The organism is Mycoavidus cysteinexigens, assembly GCF_003966915.1.
Lineage (GTDB): Bacteria > Pseudomonadota > Gammaproteobacteria > Burkholderiales > Burkholderiaceae > Mycoavidus > Mycoavidus cysteinexigens.
In genome coordinates, this window is record NZ_AP018150.1 from 763,009 (window position 1) to 787,659 (window position 24,651).

A 24,651-nucleotide genomic window follows, 5' to 3' on the forward strand; every position below is an offset into this window, starting at 1 on the left:
GTGCCAATAAATCTCGTACCTTAGTTGCGCGCAAAAAATGCGAGCCTTACAAGATACGCTATATATTGTTTATGAGTTTAAAAAATGATGTATCTATTTTAACTGAGATTCGCAAAACTGCGCTAGATTGCTAGCAAGATCGCCCAGCTTGACCAGGCTTTGCGCCCAGGCAAGCGCGTGCTGCGCCAAAGTGTTGCGGTGTTGCCAAAAATCATTCCAGTCAAGCGATCCAGACGAGGAGGAAGCGGTATTCCAGTTACGCCAAAAGCGCGTCAATGCTAGCCGTGCATCAGCGGGCAAACCTAACGCATAGGCTGCCAGGGCCGCTTCAAGTTTAACGTAATGTGCATTATCTTGCTGTGAGTAGAGCTGCCAAACAAAAGGTTTTTGCGCCCATTGAGCGCGGACAAACGAATCTTCGCCACGTACAAAATTAAGATCGCAAGCCCAAAGTAGAGGGTCGTAGCGATTTTGTTCAACGAAAGGAACCGCGCATACGGTTAAATTGCCACGTGTTGCAACGGTGCCTACGGTGAGGGTTGGCATTCCCAAGAAGCGTGCAATAGCGCTTGAGATCAATCCGTCTGGCGCAATACAAGTCAGCGGGGTAGCGCTCTCGCGCCACGCACTCAGGAGAATCTCGAGGTTGGTGTTTTCATAAGAAAAAAGCGAAACTAAAGTGCTTTGGGCGGCCGCGGGCGGTATGCCCAGCTCAGTGCAGTATCTAGTGCGCGCGTTAGGCGATGCTATAAAAGCCTGTTGTGAGGTCAATAATGCGCTCTCTCGTAAGACGCCGCCTGTGCCTGTAACCAGGCCGGGGAAAAAGAAAGTTTTGCGTAATGGGTAACTTGGATGCGGCGAAGATTTTAAATGGAAATCCGCAACCCAAGGTTCGCTACTTAAATATTCAAGATTGATCCAAACAGGCGGGCGCTGATGGGTAGCGCGGTCAGCCATAGCGGCTATGTAAGCGGGTGGTGGATTGCAAGCGAAGGCTTCAATCACAATATCGGCCGCTTCGATATGGGGTTCTATATCACTATCGGTTGACCATTGTTCGACGATGATGTCGCCGACCTGTTGTGTACGGGCCTGCGGGTCAATGGTTGGACATAAACGGCTAAAGGCTTGTAGCTTATCGACCCATAAGCGGATTCGCCAGCCGCGCTCGGCAGCAAGCTGGCGTGCTAGACGCCAGCTTGTGCCGATGTCACCGAAATTATCGATGACGGTGCAGAAGATATCGCAGCTTGGCATTAGTTGGTGAGTAGGGAGGGCAATGCTCTATAAAAACGAACATTGTCTCACTCAACATGCTTGTTTGTCATAAATAATATTTTTAATTAAATATTTGCGAAAAATAATTTTTTGCGCAGTGTTTACGGTGTATTTATATTAATAATTACAAAATCCTCATCATCTGTAATAGCTCTCTTTATCTTATTGTTGTTTGCTACTTCGACAAACGAATTTTCCTCTTCAGGGCTATATGATAAATAAGGGTTTCCATAAAAGCTAACGATTGAATTATAAATAATTTGATCTATTTTAAATGTATTTATATCATGATTTTTTATCATACCAAAGCTTTTGTATAAGATGGTTCTTCTATTATTTACCATTGCTTTGTAAGATTCATCATTGGGAGCGCAATCTTTTATAGAGTTGAGCGCCTCTTTAATAAATGATTCAGTGTCATCACTAATTTGTCTTTTTGCTCGAGAGTGCATGACGGCTTTTTTTAGCTTATCAATGTGATCATTAGTCAGCAACTCTTTGGAGAAAAATATATTTTCTAGAAATGATCTTACCCACTTGGCTTCATCTTCAGTACTCGATTGTTCAACGCAAATAGAACCAGAAGGAAGCTCACCAAGAGCATCTATGATAGATTGATCGGTTTGTTCAGGAAGAGACGCTAGACTATTGGTGAGCTCGTCTATTGTGATGGGCTCTATGTTGTCAAGCTGACGCTGAGTAAAATAAACAATTTTTGTTTTTTCTTTATTTAAAATATTCTGGTCTAGCCAATTTTTATGATTGGTTTGTAATTTAATTATTTTTTCTGAAAAATAATTGGATATCCCATACCAGTTATTTTCATCATCTTTTACTAATGTGGCGGCAAAGTGGTTATTCGCATTGAAGATTAATAAAATTTCCGCATCTTGGAAATCAGGGTAGTTATTTTCTTCGTTAAGTAGTTTTTGTACAGGTATTTGTGCTGGTTTTTCTTCACGCGTTACAATCATGGTCGCTTTGTCCATATTGTCTGAAATTTTGCTCTCTGTAGGAGTTTTTGTCTCTGAGGCATTGTTTGTATCGATTGTAGCTGTGTCATTCGTGTATTGATGAAGATCTTGCCTCTGAGCTTGGTTTTGCGTGTCTTCACCGCCTTCATGCAATGAACAGTGCTGGTCAAGAAAATTAGAGCTATGAGTAGATGTTGAAATAATATCGTGGTCGCTCTTATCCCCGCCGTTTTTATATGGGTCGTCTGCATCATTGGTTTCTTGATCATCTATAAGGCGAGTCATCGGATCAGTACGAAGCACGCTAGAATTGGGATTGTGAGTGATGGATAGCGGATCGGAAGTGTCACTTAGGTCTTTGAGGCTGTCTAAGGTTTTAATGTCGTTGCTTAATCCCCGCTGTAAATCCTGAGCGGGAGAGGCATTTTCTTGCTCACTTAGGGACTGTTTGTATTGGATATTTGGCGGAAGGGTTTGTTGGCCATCAACAGTAGATGTGATAGGCGCAATGTGAGCTTCGCTAAGGATGAGGCTGGGATGAGTGGTGATGGTTAGTGGCGTGACACTGCCATTTGGGCTTTCGATGCTATCCGAATTTTTCATGTTACTGTGTGATGCCGGCTGCGAATTCTGCACTGGGGAAGTATTTCCTGGCTCACTTAGAGGTTGTTTATCTGGGATAGCCGTCGGAGAAGTTTGTGGATCATCAGCAGGAGGGGTGATAGGCGCAGCGTAAGTCTCGTTAGAATTGGAGCGGAGGTGAGTAATGAGGGGTAATGGCTTTAGAACGCCATTTGGGCTTTCGATACTGTCTGAAACCTCCCTGCCACTGCTTGATGCCTGCTGCGCATTCTGACCTGAGGCGGTATTTCTTGGCTCACTTAGAGGCTGTTGAGACTGGATAATTGTCTGAGGAGTCTGTTGGTCTTCAGCGGGAGGCGTGATAGGCGCAGCGTGAGTCTCGCTAGAATGAGTGCTTGAGGACGTCGAAGCTGCTGGTGTCGCAAAAAAGTTGTCTAGTTCGAGGGTAGGGGTAGGAGACGGTGAATTCGTAGTAGAGCCAATTATCGGACTCGAATGGGTGCTTGAGGATGTCGAAGCTGATATCGCAGAAATGCTTGTAATAGGGGCGGCGGCGATTGCTAAGTCCTCAATCGCGCTTTGTGCAGTAATATTAATCGATCCCACTGGTGATGAAGAGTTCTTGGTGCTTATTTTGGACGCAGGCGTCCCAACATTTTCCATGTTATTCTCATCCCCACCGCCGCATGCAGCGAGTGTTTGGAATGCAATGATGCTAGCAAATTTAAGAAGTTTCATTTTGTTGACTATTTGACGTTCTACGAAAAAATTCAATGAGGCTTGCTGATCGAACGGAAAGGAAAGTTCGTTCGAAAACTTAGCTTTCGAGTGTAGCACCGTTCGAACAGAATATTTATATAAACTTTTCTAATAGTTTATTTTAATTTATTAATGCACTAGGCCCATTCATGGTAAGCAAATTTTCGTATCAAATATTGAGCAAAAGAATTGTATGTAATAAACTACAAAAATATTTTTATAAAAAATCAAAATAAATATTTTAATTTAGCGAATGCCTGATATTTCTGTTTTTAATCCCGCAGAACAACTCGCCCAATTGCCGCATCTCCCGGGCGTCTATCGCTATTACGATGCGCAAGGCCAAGTTCTCTACGTTGGCAAAGCACGTGACCTCAAAAAACGTGTATCGAGTTACTTCACTAAATCGCGCCGCTCGCCGCGCATTGAATTAATGGTGGCACGCATCGCGCGTCTTGAAACCACTGTGACTCGTTCCGAAGCAGAGGCCTTGCTGCTTGAAAACAATCTAATTAAAGCGCTCGCGCCACACTACAACATTTTATTTCGTGACGATAAGTCTTACCCTTATCTAAAACTCAGCGCACATCGCTATCCGCGTATGGTGTACTACCGTGGCGCAATGGATAAAAAGCATCAATATTTTGGGCCATTTCCTAATGTCGGTGCAGTCCGCGAGAGTATACGGATTTTGCAGCGCGTGTTTCAGTTGCGCACCTGTGAAGACTCGGTCTTTAATCACCGCACGCGTCCTTGTTTATTAAATCAAATTGGCCGTTGCACAGCGCCTTGCGTGGGCGCAATTAGCGAAGAGGAGTATGGGCGCAACACGCAAAATGCGGTGCGTTTTCTGGAGGGCCAGCAAAGCGAGATTATGAGCGAGCTTGAGCAGAAAATGCATGGTTTTGCGGTCGAGCTTAAATTTGAGCAGGCGGCTGTGGTGCGCAATCAGATCAGCGCATTGGCAGGGGTGTTGCAGCAACAGGCGGTGGAGACAGATGGCGACAATAACGCGGATATTCTCGCTTTTGCCATGCAGGGTGGGCGGGTTTGTGTCAATCTTGCGATGGTGCGGGGCGGCCGGCATTTGGGCGATAAGGCGTATTTCCCTACGCAGGTGCAGAATGCATTAGAGTTGGTTGAGGCCGCTTGCGTCGATGCTAACGAGTCAGATGGCGCGGAGTCTACTGCGTTGACTTTCGCTAAGGAAATTCTGGAGGCTTTTATTGGCCAATATTATTTAAACCATGTGATGCCGCCACTCATGATTGTTGGAGCCGTGCGGGTAGAGCGTCAGTTAATTGATCTTTTTGCGCAACAGGCTGGGTATCGGGTTAGAGTGATGCATCAGCCACGTGGCCAAAAACGAGCCTGGTTAGAGATGGCGGAACACAATGCGCGTCTGGCGTTGGCTCAGCTTTTAGCGGAGCAAGGCTCGCAGCAAGCGCGCACGCGCGCCTTGGCGCAAATCCTTTTGCCCGCCTGCGAGGACTTTGCGGCGCTACGGATTGAATGCTTTGATATTAGCCATACCATGGGTGAAGCGACGCAGGCTTCATGTGTGGTTTATAGCCAGCACAAGATGCAAAATGCTCAATATCGACGTTATACGATTAACGATGTGACGCCAGGCGATGATTATGCTGCTATGCGCCAAGTATTGATGCGCCGCTATGAAAAAGTGGCCTTAGCGCCGCCCGGTGCGTTACCGGATCTGATATTGGTCGATGGCGGCAAAGGGCAAGTTGAAGTCGCGCGCCAAGTATTGGCTGAACTGGGTCTCGATCTTGGCATTTTAGTCGGGGTCGCAAAAGGTAAGGGGCGCAAAGTTGGGCTGGAAACCCTGGTGTTTGCTGATGGTCGCGCACCGCTTGAACTGGGTAGAGACAGCGCTGCATTAATGTTGATTGCGCAGATTCGAGACGAGGCGCATCGTTTTGCGATCACCGGTATGCGCGCTAAACGGGCGAAAGCGCGCCAAACTTCGCAGCTTGAAATGCTGGAAGGGGTTGGCGCAAAACGTCGGCAGCGTTTGCTCGCGCGCTTTGGCAGCATGCGTGGCGTGAGCGCTGCGAGTATTGAAGAGCTGGCAAGCGTTGAGAGTATTTCGCTGGAGTTGGCCAAGCAGATTTACCAGCAATTGCATTGAAATGCGGCGATGACACTTGTCCCGCGGGCGACAAGCCGGCACAATTCCACTTTATTTTCGATTGCCGCAGGCACCTTATGCTATTTAACCTACCGCTTTGTCTAACCTGGCTGCGGATTGTACTCATTCCGTTGATTGTCGGGGTTTTCTATTTGCCGGATCATGTGCTTGAGCCTAGAGATAAAGATTTTGCGGCTGCGACAATTTTTATTTTGGCGGCATTAACAGATTGGTTTGATGGCTTTTTAGCACGCAAATTGAACCAAACTTCGGCTTTTGGCGCGTTTCTCGATCCAGTGGCGGATAAATTGATGGTGACTGCTGCGCTGTTGGTTTTGGTCCAGCTTGCGCGCCTGAATGCGGCGATTGCGCTGGTGATTGTGGGGCGGGAAATTACTATTTCAGCGCTGCGCGAGTGGATGGCGCAGATTGGCGCAGCCAAGCATATTACGGTGAATTCGCTGGGCAAAATTAAAACGGCATGCCAGATGATCGCAATTCCATTGCTGCTGTTTTATGGTCCAATCAGTATCGAGTGGGGCGCTGAGCCCACCAATACCCTTGTGATCAATACGCGGGAGTGGGGCGAGTGGCTGATTTATTTAGCCACCGCGCTGACCCTATGGTCAATGTTTTATTATTTGAAACGTGCCTGGCCGCAAATTGGTCGGTACGCTAACAATCTGTCGTGACAGCAGTTTTCTGTCTATCCTTTGGCTGTTAAAATAAGCCTTTTTTTAATCAAAGGCATGCACAGTGCTATCCACCGCTAATATTACGATGCAGTTCGGGGCTAAGCCCCTGTTTGAAAACATTTCCGTTAAATTCGGCGAAGGCAATCGTTATGGCTTAATTGGCGCGAATGGTTGCGGCAAATCCACCTTCATGAAAATCCTCGGCGGGGATCTTGAATCCTCGGCCGGCAATGTGATTTTAGATGCCAATACGCGGCTTGGTAAACTCAAGCAAGATCAGTTCGGCTATGAGTCAATGCGCGTGCTAGATGTTGTTATGATGGGCCATGTGCAAATGTGGCAAGCGATGACTGAGCGGGACGCAATTTATGCGAATCCAGATGCGACGGACGATGATTACATGCGCGCCGCCGAGCTCGAAGCTAAGTTTGCTGAATATGATGGCTATACGGCGAGCGCACGGGCCGGTGAATTGTTACTTGGCGTAGGGATCCCGGTCGATCAGCATGAAGGCCCGATGAACGCGATTGCGCCCGGCTGGAAGCTGCGCGTGTTGCTGGCGCAAGCGCTTTTTTCAGACCCCGATGTATTGTTGCTGGATGAGCCGACCAACAACCTTGACATTAATACGATCCGCTGGCTTGAGGATATTTTAAATCAGCGTAATTCAACCATGGTCATCATCTCGCATGACCGCCATTTTCTAAATGCTGTGTGCACGCATATGGCTGATATGGATTATGGCACGCTCAAAGTTTATCCGGGCACTTATGATGACTATATGCTTGCCTCTACCCAGGCGCGTGAGCGTCAACTGGCGGCCAATGCAAAAGCCAAAGAGCGGGTAGGTGAGTTGCAAGATTTTGTGCGCCGTTTTGCCGCGAACAAGTCAAAAGCCCGGCAAGCCACCAGCCGCATGAAACAAATCGAAAAGATTAAGGTTGAAGATATTAGGCCGTCCTCGCGCCAAAATCCGTTTATTCGTTTTGAATTTGATAAAAAACTGCATAATCTTGCAGTCACCGCCGAAGGGATTAAAAAAGCTTACGATCGCACACTTTTTGAGCGCTTTAGTATAACGGTGCAAGCCGGTGAGAAAATTGCCATCATTGGGGAAAATGGCGTGGGTAAAACCACTTTGCTGCGCTCCCTGCTCGGCGATTTAGCGGTGGATGCGGGCACCATTAAATGGGCTGAACATGCGAATATAGGCTATATGCCGCAAGATTCATCCGCTGCTTTTCCCACCCCAATCACTCTTACAGACTGGCTTGCGCGCCATGCGCAGGAAGGGGATGATGATCAAGTCATCCGCAGTACGCTTGGCCGTTTGCTGTTTTCGGGGGACGATGTCAAAAAATCGGTCGCAGTTCTTTCTGGTGGTGAAAAGGGTCGACTGATTTGGGGCAGCTTGATGCTTGGCAAACATAATGTGCTGTTGATGGATGAGCCCACCAATCATATGGATATGGAATCCATTGAGTCGCTCCAAATCGCGCTTGAGCGTTTTGCCGGCACGCTGGTGTTTGTCTCGCATGACCGTGAGTTTGTGAGTGGTCTAGCAACTCGTATTATTGAAGTGCGAAACGACGGCGTGATTCATGACTATCAGGGCAGTTACGAAGAGTATTTGAACAGCCAAGGCATTCATTAATTCTAAGCCAAGGTTCAAAAGCGAGCGCATCGAGCAGTGCGGGTGCCGCACTGCTTATTCAGTCCCGCGCCTGGCAGCAAGTGGCACAGATCCGAAATTGTGCGGCACGGCCCAGGCCATCGAACCATTCAGCATACTGTCGTGCCGGCGGTAAGATGAGGAGCGGCTGACGCCCCAGCACCCGGCTGAGCGTCTTGAACGACAGCGCGTAGCCGCCTCCGGATCGCGCGAGCAGCCACGCGGCCTGGCGACGTTTGAGAAAAAGTGGCTTGCCCGCCCAATCTCGCTGGCAGCATAATCTGCTCGGCTAAGGGATTCACTAAATGGGGGCAAGGTCAGATTATCTAGAAAAATGCAAAATACGCTGGCGTAACCTGAACTTGTATATTGATTTTACCTTATAGATTTGATCAATGTATAAGGTAAGCAGGGAGGGATCGCAAACCGAACAGGTAATGTAATGTGCCGGACGTCAGACAAGATCCTCCCTGCTTCTTTATTTTAGCAAGCGCCGAACAGATGGGAGAGGGCAAGCCTCGAATCCGGTCGACAAGTAAGGCGAAAAGCTAACTGTTCAAATCCACTAGGAGACTAGTCCGATGAAAGCGTATGTGGGTGTAGATATCAGCAAAGGTACCTTAGATGTACAAATGGGTGAAGTTTTTTTTCAAGTCATTAACCAAGAACAAGGATGGCGTGAGTTTATCAAAGCATTGAAAAAATTTATCAGCGCAGGTAACGACTTAGGAGCAGTTGTATGCGAAGCAAGCGGCGGCTATGAAAAAGAATGGGTGATGAGGTTACAAAAAGCAGGCTACCCTGTGCATGTTGCCCATGCCAATAAAGTCAGAGCCTTTGCCAGGTGTAAAGGTTACTTGGCAAAAACGGACAAAATCGATGCCAAACTGATTCAAACCTACGCAGCCACAATGCAGGTAGAGGCAGATGAACCGATACTATCAGCAGAACAAATACAATTGGGTGATTGGCTCAAACGGCGCGAACAATTAGGCAAAGATAGACAACGAGAAATCAATCATTTAGAGCACTGTACTGACGCCTTGATCAAACGTTCTCTCAAGGCGCATATTCATTGGTTGGATAAGGCGATAGCTAACATAGAGCAGGCCATTGAACAGTACAAGGGTACGCCTGACATGCGTTCGACGCATGCCTTGTTGACTTCCGTTCCAGGTGTAGGAGATTTAACGGCCTGGCATCTCATTGCCTTTTTGCCAGAGCTAGGTCGGTCAAACCATAAGTCGCTGGCTGCTCTCGTAGGGGTTGCGCCTTTCAACCACGATAGCGGTAAACACAAAGGCAAACGTTTCATTCAAGGCGGTCGAGCACTCGCCCGGCGAACGCTTTACATGTCTGCTCTAGCTTGTACTCGCTGGAACCCAGATTTAAAAGCCTTTTACCAGCGCTTAAGAGCAGCCGGAAAGCCTGCAAAAGTGGCCCTTATTGCTGTCCTTCGTAAACTCATCTCTATGCTTAATAGCATCCTACAACGTCAATCACCATGGATGGAAAATTTAACTTGATTTTTATTACAGATTTAACTTGATTTTTATTACAGATGCTGACGTTAATAATCAGCTTATCGGCCGCAAGGTGTGTTGAAGAAATAAAATAGCCTCAATTTATTTTTACGATTCCAAAATAAACGAAAAATAATCATTATTTATCAAATATTTAAATTTGTTTCTTGAGCGCGCGCCCAAAAATTGAGCTTTCAGCTTACGCCTGTTATACAAAATATTTAAAAAAAAATTTATAAATCAATGGCTTATAATTTGTTTCTTAAGAGGGAAGAGGAAAGAAGAGAAATTTTTCTGAGCCATGGACCTGAAATCGGCTGTGGCTGTGGGAGGTCACTCTCTCTTAAGATCCGCTCAAAATGCTCTGATAGAATCGCGCTGAACTAGCCATCAGCGTTGATTGAAGCCAGGCCTTAGAAAAGGGTAGAGGGCTAAGACGCTGTGCAACGTGACAGGATGAGAAAGGGAAAGTGGCGATCTCTATATTAGGCGAGCCGAAAAGAGTCTCTTTTCGTATTCTAGAGAAGCGCCCTAAAAACCGCTTTTTAAAGAAAAAAATTGGAATGGACAGGAGACAACATTTTGAACATATCAGGCTGGGGGCAAAGTGTGAGAGCAACTTGGCCAGCACCGGTCATCACGCCCCAACACTATGCAGCGGTGGCCCAGGCGCATATCGCCGCAGGCGACCGGGTCAATGCTGAAGCATCCTATAATGCCGCGATACAGCTCGCGACAGCGGAACTCGCAAAAAATCCTGGCCATGCAAGAGAAATGGCGCTTGCCAATATAAGCGCTGAATACGCTGCTTTTTTAGCCGGAGAGAACGCGTCCGATGCCTCCTCAAGACAACTCCCTTCGGTCCCCGCAAACCATTCGGCCTCGGCAGCGCATCGGCCTAGTTTTTCGTCCGACTCTCTGCCCTTTTCTATTCAAGCGGATAATCTCGAAGGAAAGATTGTCGTACAAAATTGTCAGGGTACGATTAATGCTCCAGTCCAGGGCACGAATAACACGGTCAACGTGCATTACTACTCAGAGAGCAGAGAGCTTCTGCCTCAAATCAAGGAAATGCATACATCCGTTGGGGAATTGAAAACCGCTTATCTAGATCGTTTTAAAGAGCAGCAAGCCTTAGAGCTACGCTCGAAGAAAGAACCTCTGGCCGTCCTAGGCCAGAATATTGAGGCGGAATATTTCACCGTGTGGGAAGAACCCGGAGAAATTCAGGATGGGCTGGCGATGTATGTCGCCCCACAGGCGACGTCCCTCACAGATAAAAAGTCCTTTTTTGATTTAAACGAAGCGGTGACGACCTATCTAGCGCAAGCCAATGATTCTAGCCAGAAAACCCAAGTGCTGTTGCTGCGCGGTGAAGCGGGCTCAGGTAAATCGACTTTTAATCGCCACTTAGCGCGCCGCTTATGGCAGGACTATAGTGCGGCTTCGGGCGAGCAACCGATCCCCTTATACATCTCTTTACCGACAATAGACAGGCCCAACAAAAATCTCATTGGCCAGTACTTATCGGATAAATGCGGTTTTTCGCCAGAACAGATCAACGCATTGCGAGTAAGCCAGCGCTTTATTTTAATCTTAGATGGCTATGACGAAATACCTGCGGAACAGAGGAATTTATATGCGGATGAAAAACTTGACCAATGGCAAGCGAAAATCTTACTGAGTTGTCGGCCCGAGTATTTAATGGAAGGCTATAAAAACCACTTGCAACCGCGAGGTCGTTCCCGTGTGCTGCTGGAGTATCAGCTCGCGCCGTTCTCGGAACAGTCGATCGAGACCTATATTCATCAGTATGTTAAGCATACTCAAGCTCAGTGGAGCGCTCAAGCTTATCAAGACAGATTAGCACGTATTCCAAATGTGAAAGAGTTATTGGGCACGCCCTTTTTGCTCAAAATGGCCTTAAGTGTGTTGCCAACGTTAGACGAGGCTCGGCCCGGTCAAGTGGCTTTAACCCGAATCAAACTCTATGAGCAGTTTGTGCAAACGTGGTTTGAGCGTTCTCTCGCTCGTTTAAAGGCGATTCAGCCTAAATTAACGGGTGCGCAGCAGAAAGCCTTTTGCAGTTTAGAAGACGAATTTATAGGGCATAGCCAGGTATTTAATACTGACTTTGCACTGGCGATGGCTGAGGCTAAAACAACGGTGGTGGAATATTCAGCGATCGCTCGCAGAGTAATGCCGCAGGATAAACGGTATGAGCAATTTCTGAGTAATAAGGATGAAGAAAAGAATTTACTGCGGTTTAGTGCTTTGCTGATTCGTCAGCAGCAGCAATATCGCTTTATTCATAAATCGATACAGGACTATTTAGTGGCGCGTGCGGTATGGGAAGAGCTAGAAGAATTCACTGGATTCGAGTTATCGAACCGTTCTGAGCAGTTAAACGGAAGAGAGGATATGCGCGCGTTATGGGAAGTACTTGATCCTTCTATTCAAGTCGATTTAAACGCGTTATTAAACCGATTGAATGTCGTGGAGGATTTAGCCGTCCAGCTTTTTTTAGCCGAGCGAGTGCAACAAAACAGAGCGTTGGTGAAACCGCTATTGGCGTGGATCAAAGCATCAACGAGCCAAGATGGCACGAGTATGGCGGCGGCGAATGCGATCACGATCTTGGTCAGAGCAGAGATATATTTAAGCAAATTGAATTTAAGTAAAGTTAATGTGCGTGGAGCAGATTTAAGTTACGGGATATTTGACCAAACATGTTTTAAAGGAGCAAATCTCAGTGAGGTGAAATTCCGAAATGCATGGCTGCGTGGAGCAAATTTAGCAGAAGCAAATCTGGAAAAAGTTGACTTTGGCGAACTACCAAGTTTGGAGATGGATGAAGGGGTATACGATTGCCGTTATTCTTGCAATAAAGACTGGTTGGCCGTCAGTACTTCTAATAAAGTTCATTTATATCAAACGCAAACTTTAGAGATAAAGAAAGCATGTGTTGGCAAATTCCGGAGCATAGATTTTTCATCAGATAGTCAGGTTTTAGCCTTGGGGAGTGAAGATAATAAGGTGATACTTTGGCATTGGGATGAAGAGCCTGGAGGGCAGAAAGAGGAGCTTGTCGGCCATGAGGACGGAGTGCTAAGTATTAATTTTTCAAAAAACAATAAATATTTAGCTTCTGGAGGTAAAGATGGACAGGTGAATTTGTGGGATTTGAAAGAACCCAAAATATTATATAAGCTTGAAAAATTTATGGGTCGGGTGAACAGCGTGAGCTTTTCCCAAAATAACGAGTTACTTGCATCGGGGAGGTCCGATGGAGTGGTGAAAATATGGAAATTGGAAGAGGAGGAGGTGTCAATTTTATATAACCTTAAAGGGCACGACGATTGGGGAGTAAATTGCGTAAAATTCTCGCGAAATAATGATTTTCTGGCATCAGGAGGCAGCGACAAAAAAGTTAAATTATGGAAGGTTAAAGACGGAAATGAGTTTTATACTTTTGAAGGACATAATGGTCGGATAACAAGTATAGATTTTTCAAAAGACGATAAGATTTTAGCATCGGGAAGTGCAGATAAAACAGTAAAGCTGTGGAGTATAGAAAATGGAAGCATATTGCATACTTTTGAAGGACACAGTAGCTGGGTGAGTAGTGTGAACTTTTCGACAGATGAACAAACTTCCTCGTCACAGAGTGAGGTTTTAGCCTCAGGAAGTTATGACGGTACAGTGAGGTTCTGGAAAGTGCAACACGGGGAAATGCCGCATGTGCTTACAAGGCAGGGTAGTTGGGTAAGCAGTGCCAATCTCTCTTCAGACGGTGAATACTTGAGTTCGGGAAGCGAAGACGGAATTGTGAGGCTTTGGAACGTGAAAGATGGGCAGGGATCAGCTTTCCATACATTTAAAGGACATGACGATGAAGTACTAAGCCTGGCCTTCTCGTTAGAAAGCAAAAAATTAGCTTCTGGAAGTAAAGATAAAACGGTGATGTTATGGGATGTAGATTCAAAAGAGTTATCAGGAAAGCTTGAGGGGCATGAGAGTGCCGTGCTGGGTGTGAGTTTTTCTCCAAATTCTGCGTTCCTGGTTTCGGGAAGTGAAGATGGAATAGTAAAAATATGGGATGTAGAAAACAAAAACGCACTTTATTCTTTCGAAGAGGATAGCGTAATCAAAAGCATGAACTTTTCCTTGGACGGCAAGTTTCTAGCTTTTGGTAATAGAAGTGGAGCGGTGAAAATATGGAGCGTCGAAAGCCAGAATGTGGAAGACTGGATAGAGAAATATACATTTCACAAACATAGTGAGGATGTGAAGGCAGTCCAATTTTCACCCAATGGCAAACTGGTGGCATCGGGCAGTGATGATAAAACTGTGAGGCTTTGGGAAATAAATGAAGAGAAAGAAAATAGTACTTTTGCAGAGCACGGTGATGGAATAAGTAGCCTAAATTTTTCTAAACATGGTTCTAACCTCCTCTCTGGTAGTTGGGATGGAACTGTGAAAGTGTGGTCAATAGATGAGGGTAAATGCTCGACAACCCATGCGGGTTTTGTTGGACTAGCTGGCTTTATTGTCTGGCAAGAATCTTCTGAAAATAACCTCGGAATGGTAGCAGGTAGTAGAGGCAGCGCCGTTCATATTTGGCAAATAAGCAAAGAAAATACCTCAGACGTCGGATTATATTGGGCCTCTTCTCAAAACGAATTGATGGTAGCAGGCGTATTTGGAGAGTCTCAGGGTTTAGATCCGATGAATGCTCGTTTGCTTGAGCAAAGACAAAAAACCTCACGAAAAAATCTTAGAAAATCGAAAGAATTGGAATTTATTAATAATTTTTAACAAGCATGTTAATTAATATAGATGATTTTTATAATTTTAAATTATGCCTGATGGTATCAATCAAGATGCTCAAAATTTTATTTTTTATAAATTAAAGTGAAGTAAATTTATAATTTATATTTACCGAGTAAAGATGCCATGAAAATATCGGCTATTATCGTATTTTTACTTAATTTAAACAGGAGGCAGGTCTGCGACCGGCTGTTCAAACAAGAAAAATTAAATCTGAGAGATTTAATTCCAAACTACATGAGCTATATAGCTATGAAGTGCATTGGTCCGCCGGCATGGCCTTATATACATAATTATGGATAAAATATCTGGGGTTTTCAGTATTAAAAGTACTGTGTTTAGTCAAGATTCGAATTATTACCTCCAAAAGGGTAAAGAGTGTTTAGATCTGGCTTATCAGCAACAGCAAAATGAGAATTTTGATGAAGCCAAGCGTCTGTTCGTCGAAGCACAAGAAACCTTCAACAAAATTCTTCCTGCAGAAAGAACCCCAGCTATCAACCAAAATTTGGCCCAATTCTATTTGACGCATGGTGACCGATTACGAGATCTAGGTTATATTGAAGAAGCAAACGCAAGTTATGAAATTGCTCACACATTTGATTCACATATTGCGCATGAAGCATTGAGTCGAGTAAGCAAATTTTTCTTCAAATGTAATCCACAATTGGCTGGTAATTATGAGCCGGTGGAAAATCCACGTGATATTAAAGATATTCACCAATTAGCGCTATGTCTTCGTTCAGTCCAATTAAAATCATCTGTAAAACAAGAGTTAAATGATCTGGCATATAGTGTATTGCAAAAATTCTCACGCCATAAAGATAAAGATTTATCTTTATGGCGTGAAATTATTCCATTAGCTAGTACGCAGGATCCAGCGCAATGTCGATTTTTGTTAGATGAGATATATAAAGTACTAGCTGACCAAGAAAGCGTATTATATTTACCTGCACTTCAAAGCCTTGCCATCCTAGTTCATAATCTACCCGAATCCTCACTCAAAAGCACTTCAGGGCATTTAGTTAAAGTACTGAAAGTTTTGATAAAAAATTTAGAATGCGAACATTCAAAAAGCAACGTAGAAAAAATTCAACTACTATTGCAAGCTACTTCTCAGATTCTAGATGAGATAGCTAAAGCTGCGATTACTGGCATCCTATATGCTCAAGTGCAGAAACCACTCGATAAAATTCTATCTGATCTAACTCATGTTCCGGAACTACAGTTTCAAGCTTATTATGCTCGCCAAGCTTTAGCTCATATTCCGAAAGATGATAATCGGTGGCGCGAGCTATGGAGTCAGGGACCGAGTGTAATCCTAGGAGCTCCTACTGTAGCTAACGTGCTACTCAGGTCAGATTTGAACGAAACATTAGAAACTTTTGATTATTTTAGTGAGGTATTTTCTGGTTCAGAAGAGACTGCCAATCGGTTAGCTGAACTATCCATTGACATGAAAGGCTTCGATCCAGGTGGGGCAAAAATTAACTTGGCTACTCCAGGGGGGGTGACAAAAACTAGGCAACAGCAGTGGTACGCTGCGTTGCAATTCTTGGATATATGTTTAGAAGAAGGTCAATTTGTGCAATTTGAGCTATTTGCCCGTCATAGCATATATACGCACAATGCAGCTTTCTTATTAGGTTTATGTCAACGTTTGGAACAAATTGCTCGCATGCACCCGGATACTGAAGTGCAAAAAGGTGCGAAGCAATTCTTAGAAAACCTCCTGCAAGACAAGGCTCACTGGGGTGGACACAAGCACATTATACAAATAGCGCAGGCTGCTTTACTGCGCTTAGAGAAGCCCTTGCCGGTGGGCAGTCAATGTTACCTTCCTGTCTGGTCTTGTTTCTGGCAAGAGCCATTAGGCACTCAATTGTTAGATGAAGTACGAAAGGGTGGTCATGAACAGATGTCTGTAGTCCCCCCTTTCTGGGGGAAGGTCGAGTCTACGGTTGCTTTGCAAAGAGGCGAACATTATCTAAAAGCCGCTCGTGAGCATCGGGATAAGCAAGAGTTTGATCTCGCGCTTAATCAGTTCAATTTAGCCAAGAGTGAATTGAAGAAAGCAGCCCCAACTAATCAAGCAATTGAAGCCGCGATTGCGACCGTCTACCTGGAGCGAGGAGATCTTCATCAAGAGCGCGGTCGGCTCTCTATGAGAGAAGATCTTGCATGCGCACACACTTTATTCAAGCGAGCCCATGCGAGTTATAAAAAAGCAACTATCGAGCCTTACAATGCACGTGAGACTGAAGCGAGGGAAAAAATAGCTGAGTTAAAGTTGCCGGAGACACCAAGTTCTTGGCGCGCAGCCTTAAGAGTCAATGAAGCGATCAAGCAACGGTTTTCATCCCAGCCTCATTCCATTACGAGCTTTTTTAAGCAAGTTCAGAACTCACCTAAGCCTTCACACGGTCAAGTCTATCCTCCTGTTACCGAACTCGCTCAGCTGATCGATACCCGACACTTAGCCTGGTGTTTACAAGAGGGCTATCTTTCTGAAGCGCAAGAAAAGCAGTTTAAACAGCTCGCCCGCGATATATTAGAGGCATTTTCCCGGACCCAAACCAAAGGTTACTTTGATTTAATCCGAGAAATTGTCCCGTTTGCCGCGATTGCTGATCCAGAGCTATACCAGCAGTTACTCAGCCAAACGGTGAATGCGCTCTCTGCAAATCAATCGATTTTGCTGGATGTATCGGTTGCACAAGGACTGGTGGTGATTATTCGGGACCGCCCAACAGACTTATTAAATCAAGTCCATTCTGGTGATTTGGTGGATGTGCTCAAATTGTTCCGCGAGCGATTGGATAAAGTTCATAAAGAAAATAATCTGCTTGAATGTCAAACCTTGCTGTGTATGGCCTCGCAACTGCTTGATGCGATGACGTATTTAGGCGTGAGTGGAATTGATAGGGAAGGAGTCCAGGCACCACTTTATGCCACGCTAGATGGGTTAATCGGCCATTCTGAACCGGAGCTTGCTTGGCAAGCGCGCTATGCGCGCCAGGCATTAGTCCATATTCCAAACAATGAGGCGGTATGGGAATGCATACTACGCCACACTTTTAATATAGGAACGGGAGTTCTAAATATCGCGTCTGCAATTAAGAATCTGGACGTTGAAAAATTGGAAAGCTCACTGAGCCGGTTTGAAGAAGCCTTTATTGGCGTGCGCGAGATTGCGATGACACTGGCTCAACTGGGCGATGCAGCTAAAATTACCGTCGAGGCTTTGCAGAAGGAATATGAATCAGTCAGTTCAGGATTGCAACAACTCAATCGTCCGCAAGGATGGTATGCGGCACTGCGCTTTGCAGATTTATTGCTGGAAGAAAATCAATTTGTGGCACTGGAGAAGCTGGCACGTACTCCTCGCTATAGTCACAATGAAAAATTCTTACAAGGTTTATGCCAACGGTTAGAGCGGGTGGCACGCACGAGCGAGGGCGAAGTGCAAAAAGAGGCTAAACAATTTTTAGAAAGTCTCGCACAAGACCAGCAGTGGGGCGGGCACGAGCGTGTTACGCAGATGGCGCAGGTGACTTTGCAGCGCTTAGACCAACCTCAGCCAGTAGGAGGGCAAGATTACATACCGGCTTGGTTTCCGCTCTGGCGGGAACCGCTTGGGACGCAATTGTTAGATGAAGTTCGAGAGAATGCTCGTCAGAAACAGGTGCCAGTTAAGTTAGAAGGAATTAGCCAGATGTTAGAGTATCTGCCTGGTCTAGAGCAGAAAATGCAAGATATATTAGAAAAGCAGATGCAGCAAACGCAAAGCGTGTTGGAGCAGAAAATGCAGCAAATACTAAGCATTTTAGAGCAGCAACAGGCACAAGAACCGTTACCTGACCTTGCATCATTAACCACTTTGCCGACGGATCTGAAAGAGCAGAAAGAGCAGTATCTAAAGAGTCTAGAAGAAACCGGGGAAATAAAGGGCGCGCTTGCGATGTATAAAGCAATGCACGGGCAAGCGGCATCGGTTGGGAACAAGTATTTTGGTTTAGATGATATAGCGACGGTATTTTTTGTCTCTAATGAGAGGGTTCGGCAAATTTCTGAGCAGCTTGCAGAGATGAAGCACAGCATCTTGCCACAGCTGTTTGAGCTTGAAATGAGGCAGCGCACGCAATTACCGCCAGAGGAAAATGAAGAAACGAGCGTGCAAATAACAGGTTGGGTGGGCAATATACTGATGGGAGGCTCAGATAACACGAGCGTCGTGCATTTCAACCCTGAAGCCTTAGATCTGTAGTTATTGGCAGCAAGCCAACTGCAGCCCTCTCAGGATTTAGCGGCTGCTTTTTCTGCGTTTGCTCCGCATTCTCAGGCAAGGGGTGGAAATTCGTGTTCCAGTTTACGGAGGGGGTGCCAAATCAGGTAAGAATAACAAAAGCATGACGCTATTTGGTCCGCGTTCTTTTTCTAGGCCGGCATCGGTAATCCCCCCATTTTTAATAGATTTTAAAAGTAGAAAAAGCGGCTCAATTTTGCAGTTGACCAGGAGATTGTGCGGAGAAGAAATCGAGATATACGGAAGATCATAGCGTAAGGCAGTGGATTTGTGGACAATGCGCTACGCGCACCAGCCCGCTTGTCTTAGAAACCACTTTTTGAAATATAAAAAATATGAATGGACAGGAGAAAGCATTTTGAACATATCAGGTTGGGGGCAAAGTTTGAGAGCGACTCCGCCAGCCCCAGTAATAACGCCCCAAAACTATGTAGCGGTGGCCCAGGCGCATATCGCCGCAGGCGACCGGGTCAATGCTGAAAAATCCTATAACGCTGCTCTAAAACTAGCGACAGCGGAACTCGCAAAAAATCCTGGCCATGCAAGAGAAATGGCGCTCGCTCAGATAAGCGCTGAATACGCCGCTTTTTTAGCCAGAGAGAACGAGTCAGAGTCCCCCTCAAGACAACATCCTTCGGCCCCAGCAAACAATTCAGCGTCTGCGGCGTATCGGCCCAATTTTTCGCTCCACCCCGACCTCTTGTCTATTCAAGCAAATAATCCCGAAGGAAAGCTTGTTGTACAAAACTGCCAAGGTACGATTAATGCTCCAGTCCATGGCAAAAATAATACAGTCAATGTGCATTACTATTCAGAGAATAGAGAGCTACTGCCTCAAATCAAGGAAATGCATACTGCTGTTGGAGAATTAAAAACCGCCTATCTGGATCGTTTTAAAGAGCAGCAAGCCCTAGAACTGCGCTCGAAGAAAGAACCGCTGGCCATCTTAGGTCAGAATATCGAGGCAGAATATTTCACTGCGTGGGAAGAGCCAGGAGAGATTCAGGATGGGCTGGCGATGTATGTCGCTCCGCACGCGACGACTGTTACGGATAAAAAGACCTTTTTTGATTTAGACGAAGCGGTGACGACCTATCTAGCGCAAAGCAATGATTCTGGCCAGAAAACCCAAGTGCTGTTGCTGCGCGGTGAAGCAGGTTCAGGCAAATCGACCTTTAACCGACATTTGGCGCGTCGCTTATGGCGAGATTTTAGTGCCGCTTCGGGAGAGCGACCGATCCCACTGTATATCTCTTTGCCGACTATAGATAGGCCCAACAAGAATCTCATTGGCCAATATTTATCGGATAAATGCGGTTTCTCGCCAGAGCAGATCGAGGCGTTGCGAGCAAGCCAGCACTTTATTTTAATCTTAGATGGCTATGATGAAATACCTGCGGAACAGAGGAATTTATATGCGGATGAAAAACTGGATCAATGGCAAGCAAAAATCCTGCTGAGTTGTCGGCCTGAGTATTTAACGGAAGGCTATAAAAACCACTTGCAACCGCGAGGTCGTTCACGTGTGCTGCTGGAGTATCAGCTCGCGCCGTTCTCGGAACAGTCGATCGAGACCTATATTCATCAGTATGTTAAGCATACTCAAGCTCAGTGGAGCGCTCAAGCCTATCAGGACAGATTAGCATGTATTCCAAATGTGAAAGAACTATTGGGCACCCCCTTTTTGCTCAAAATGGCCTTAAGCGTGTTGCCAACGTTAGACGAGGCTCGGCCCGGTCAAGTGGCTTTAACCCGAATCAAACTCTATGAGCAGTTTGTGCGGACGTGGTTTGAGCGTTCTTTGGCGCGTTTAGATGCGATTCAGTCTAAATTGACGGAGGCGCAGAAAAACGCTTTTTATGGTTTAAAAGAAGACGGATTTATCGGACATAGTCAGGTATTTAATACCGACTTTGCGTTAGCCATGTCAGAGGCTAAAACCACGGTAGCAGAATATTCAGCGGTCGCTCGCCGCGGGATACCGCAGGATAAGCGGTATGAAGCTTTTCTGAGCAATCAGGATGAAGGAAAAAAGCTACTACGTTTTAGCGCTTTGTTGACTCGCCAGCAGCAACAATACCGATTTATTCATAAATCGATCCAGGATTATTTAGTGGTGCGAGCGGTATGGGAAGAGCTGGAGAGCGGGGTTGGATTTGATGCATCCATGAGAGGTGTGGCGTTGAATGGGATGAAAAATGTGCAGCGCTTATGGGAAGAGCTGACGGATTCGGAACAAGTGGATCCAGAGGGATTATTGAACCGTCTCAATCTGATCGAGGATGCAGCAATTCAGCGGTTTTTAGTGGAGCGAGTTGGGCAGGATCAAGGGCTAGTGAAGCCACTTCTGGGATGGATCAAGGCATCCGCGCAGACAGAGTCGGTGAGTCAAGGCGCGGCAAATGCGATAACTATTTTGGTAGGAGCAGGGATCCAGTTTAATGGGATGGATTTACAGGGTATTCAGATACCTGGAGCAGATCTGAGAGGCGGGGTATTTGATTCAGCACAGTTGCAAGGGGCAAATTTAAGCGGGGTGAAACTTCGCCAGAGCTGGCTGCGGGAAGCGAATTTAAGTGGCGCGCAGATGGCAGGGATACAGTTTGGCGAATGGCCGTATCTTGAAGAAGAGGGCTGGGTTACTTCCTGTGCCTATTCGCCGGATGGAAAAAGCTGCGCGGTAGGACTTGGTAACGGTAAGATCAGTGTGTATATGACCTCGGATTGGGAAAAAATGCACACCTTAGAAGGACATACCTCCTATGTTAATAGCGTGGCGTATTCGCCGAGCGGAACACAGATCGCATCGGGCAGTGAGGACAATACGGTCCGTCTGTGGGACGCGGAAAGCGGCGCCCTTGTGAACGTCTTAGAAGGACATACAAATGGTGTTATTAGCGTGGTGTATTCGCCGAGTGGTTTGCAGATTGCCTTGGGCGGTGATGACAGGACGGTCCGTCTGTGGGACGCGGAAAGCGGCGCCCTTGTGCACACCTTAGAAGGGCATACAGAAGCTGTTAATAGCGTGGTCTATTCGCCGAGCGGAACGCAGCTTGCCTCGGGCAGTGAGGACAATACGGTCCGTCTGTGGGACACGGAAAGCGGTGCCCTTGTGCACACCTTAGAAGGACATACAGAAGCTGTTAATAGCGTGGTCTATTCGCCGAGCGGAACGCAGCTTGCCTCGGGCAGTGAGGACAATACGGTCCGTCTGTGGGACGCGGAAAGCGGCGCCCTTGTGCACGTCTTAGAAGGACATACAAATGGTGTTATTAGCGCGGTTTATTCGCCGAGTGGTTTGCAGATTGCCTCGGGCGGTGATGACAGGACGGTCCGTCTGTGGGACGCGCACAGCGGAGCCCTTGTGCACACCTTAGAGGGACATATCGACCCTGTTAATAGCGTGGTGTACTCGCCGAGTAGTTTGCAGCTCGCCTCGGGGAGTTCTGACAAGACGGTGCGGTTGTGGGACACGGAAAGCGGAGTCCTTGGGCACACTTTAGAGAGACATACCGACTGGGTTAGAAGCGTGGTGTATTCGCCGAGCGGAACGCAGATCGTCTCGGGCAGTTGGGACACTACGGTGCGGCTGTGGGACGCGGAAAGCGGAGCCTTTGGGCACACCTTAGAAGGTCATACCTCCTTTGTTAATAGCGTGGTGTATTCGCCGAGCGGTTTGCAGCTCGCCTCGGGGAGTTATGACAAGACGGTACGTCTGTGGGACGCGCAAAGCGGAACCCTTGGGCACACCTTAGAAGGATTTGAAGGTGATGTTAATAGCGTGATGTATTCGCCGAGCGGAACGCAGATCGCTTCGGGCAGTTGGGACACTACGGTGCGTCTGTGGGATGCGGAAAGAGGCACTCTTGTGCACACCTTAGAAGGACATACTAAAGCTGTTACTAGCGTGGTGTATTCGCCGAGCGGAACGCAGATCGCGTCGGGCAGCTCTGACAAGACGGTGCGGTTGTGGGACGCGGAAAGAGGCGTCCTTGTGCACACCTTAGAAGGACATACCTCCTTTGTTAATAGCGTGGTGTATTCGCCGAGCGGAACGCAGATCGCGTCGGGCAGCTCTGACAAGACGGTACGTCTGTGGGACGCGCACAGCGGAGTCCTTGTGCACACCTTAGAAGAATCTACCTCCGTTGTTTATAGTGTAGTGTATTCGCCGAGCGGTGCGCAGCTCGCCTCCAGTGGTGACAATACGGTATGTCTGTGGGACATCGTTTCGGGTGAGTGTCTCAGCGTGATTCAAGCGTTTAGGAGCGCTGTCAAGAGTGTGGCCTGGAAAGCCACGGGCAACCGGCACTATTTAGTGAGTGGCGGTTCTGACAACTCGGTGCGTCAGTGGGAGCTCGCAAAGGACACCGAAGGCTATAAGGTGAAACTGTGCTGGAGTTCAGGGCATGAGGCACTGAACGTGGGGAATACGTTAATAGAAGGCGCAGAAGGCTTAAGCGAGATGAATCGAGCGTTGTTGAAGCAACGGGGAGCGAATGATGGAGTTGTATTGTTGGATTTAGCGTGAGTCGGAAGGGTCTTATCCGCTCAGTTTTAAAATGGAGTCAACACCAGGGAACCGGGAGCGGGTGACTGCCCCCGGTCACCCGGTCGGTGGTGCAGTAATGTACTGCTGCTACCCGACATGAGTGGGGTTTTCAGAAAGATCCGAAAAAAGCATCAAAATGCTATCGTCTCCTGGTTGAAGCATCGCCACTGTCGAACGCATCCGCACCGTGCGGCGGTCTCCTAGCCCCTACAAAATCGTCTTAGTGCTTGCTGCTAATTACTACAGAAGAAAAATTGAAGTAAAGAGTGGTTAATAAAACTCACTGATCTCTAGCAAGTATCGATATACTCCGTGTGCGCGCGAGCACGGCTGACTCCGGGGATTCGTACATCGTCCGGTGTCCATTCTGCTCTGCGTCATACACATTAATAACCGGGGGCATCTATGTTGGGCAGCATCTTTTCATCATCACGGAGCGCGCTTTCACCAGAGCAAACACTGGACCTTGCTAACTCTTATTTAGAGACAGCCCGCAAGACCGCAGATCTGAATATTGCTTTGGTGTTATGCGACGATGCGGAAGCCTCATTATCCCAGATGAAAAGAGCTGTAAGAAAGGCCCAAGCCCCCCAGACTCAGTCGGATCAGACCCTACGAAACAAAATAGCCCAAGCCTACTTTGATCGCGGTCAAATATTAGACCAATTGGAGCAGTTCGATAAAGCCCAGGACAGCTATAAAAAAGCAGAAAAATGGGGACATGCCCAAGCGCCAGGCCGGGTCAATCCTTTGCCTTCGTCAGCATCCGACCATAGTGCTCTCTTCAGTCGCTTAAGCATTGGCGAATCGAATTCGCCCTCCCTATCTAAAGCGTTTGTTTCAGCGTCTGTTCTTCCCTATGTCATGGCTTCTGCCGATTTGGGCTTGGAGGGGAGGGGATCGGAGCGCTTTTTTGCCCCTTTTTTCAAAAAGAATGTGTCCGCACCGGTGCTGGAAGGTGCGTTGCCAGTGGCCAATAAGCCTCCCAAGAACCTTGAGCAGCTCGCGAATGGCCTGATTTTATTATCGTCGCAATCCAATCCAGACATTGAATTCTCTGAGCAGGCGCAAACGTGGTTAGCTCAGATAGACCCGTCGGAAGCCAAACGGCTCCAGAACCTGGCGACTGATGTGATCCGGGTGTTTGTCAAAGATGAATTGAAAGAAATGTCCGTCGCTGAAGTGGTGGTGTTGGCACCGGGGCTGACTAAAGAATTGTTTAATGCGTTACTCAAAAGGTTGGTCAACGGTATTGAGCGCAGTACGTTGTTAGAAGCTGATTTACTCGACGGTTTAGCGCAGATGATCCGTAACGCTGGGCCCGAGTATTT

Annotated in this window: 9 protein-coding genes; 6 read left to right on the forward strand and 3 right to left on the reverse strand. The window is 46.8% G+C overall.

From position 1 onward, the window contains the following. Positions 1-93: 93 nt before the first annotated feature. Both earP and MCB1EB_RS03395 read right to left on the reverse strand, forming a co-directional pair. On the reverse strand, positions 94-1,257 hold the full coding sequence (earP, locus tag MCB1EB_RS03390) for an elongation factor P maturation arginine rhamnosyltransferase EarP (protein ID WP_045362980.1): 1,164 nt from the start codon (positions 1,255-1,257) through the stop codon (positions 94-96). 122 nt (positions 1,258-1,379) lie between these two features. Further along, complete coding sequence (locus MCB1EB_RS03395) at positions 1,380-3,572, reverse strand: hypothetical protein (RefSeq protein WP_126353857.1); 2,193 nt, start codon at positions 3,570-3,572, stop codon at positions 1,380-1,382. Positions 3,573-3,846: 274 nt separating this feature from the next. Here MCB1EB_RS03395 and uvrC point away from each other — a divergent pair, with 274 nt between their 5' ends. From uvrC to MCB1EB_RS03410, 3 genes are all read left to right on the forward strand, one after another. Further along, positions 3,847-5,742 (forward strand): excinuclease ABC subunit UvrC, encoded by a 1,896-nt coding sequence (gene uvrC, locus MCB1EB_RS03400; protein ID WP_045362972.1) that lies wholly within the window; start codon positions 3,847-3,849, stop codon positions 5,740-5,742. Between the two features lie 77 nt (positions 5,743-5,819). Further along, entirely contained in the window at positions 5,820-6,434 is a 615-nt protein-coding gene (pgsA, locus tag MCB1EB_RS03405; RefSeq protein WP_045362970.1) for a CDP-diacylglycerol--glycerol-3-phosphate 3-phosphatidyltransferase, read from the forward strand. 64 nt (positions 6,435-6,498) lie between these two features. Further along, on the forward strand, positions 6,499-8,091 hold the full coding sequence (locus MCB1EB_RS03410) for an ABC-F family ATPase (RefSeq protein ID WP_045362967.1): 1,593 nt from the start codon (positions 6,499-6,501) through the stop codon (positions 8,089-8,091). 128 nt (positions 8,092-8,219) lie between these two features. Here MCB1EB_RS03410 and MCB1EB_RS11975 read toward each other — a convergent pair whose 3' ends face one another. Continuing rightward, positions 8,220-8,411: a hypothetical protein gene (locus tag MCB1EB_RS11975; protein WP_161566169.1), complete on the reverse strand. Its 192-nt coding sequence runs from the start codon at positions 8,409-8,411 to the stop codon at positions 8,220-8,222. 279 nt (positions 8,412-8,690) lie between these two features. On the opposite strand from MCB1EB_RS11975, the gene MCB1EB_RS03420 reads away from it, so the two are divergent. The 3 genes from MCB1EB_RS03420 (at position 8,691) to MCB1EB_RS03430 (ending at position 18,729) form a co-directional block, all read left to right on the forward strand. Further along, entirely contained in the window at positions 8,691-9,635 is a 945-nt protein-coding gene (locus MCB1EB_RS03420) for an IS110 family RNA-guided transposase (protein ID WP_126353858.1), read from the forward strand. 579 nt (positions 9,636-10,214) lie between these two features. Beyond that, positions 10,215-14,450, forward strand: coding sequence for a WD40 domain-containing protein (locus MCB1EB_RS03425; RefSeq protein WP_052393769.1), 4,236 nt, complete (start codon positions 10,215-10,217; stop codon positions 14,448-14,450). Positions 14,451-14,796: 346 nt separating this feature from the next. Then, positions 14,797-18,729: a hypothetical protein gene (locus tag MCB1EB_RS03430; RefSeq protein WP_126353859.1), complete on the forward strand. Its 3,933-nt coding sequence runs from the start codon at positions 14,797-14,799 to the stop codon at positions 18,727-18,729. Positions 18,730-24,651: the final 5,922 nt, after the last annotated feature.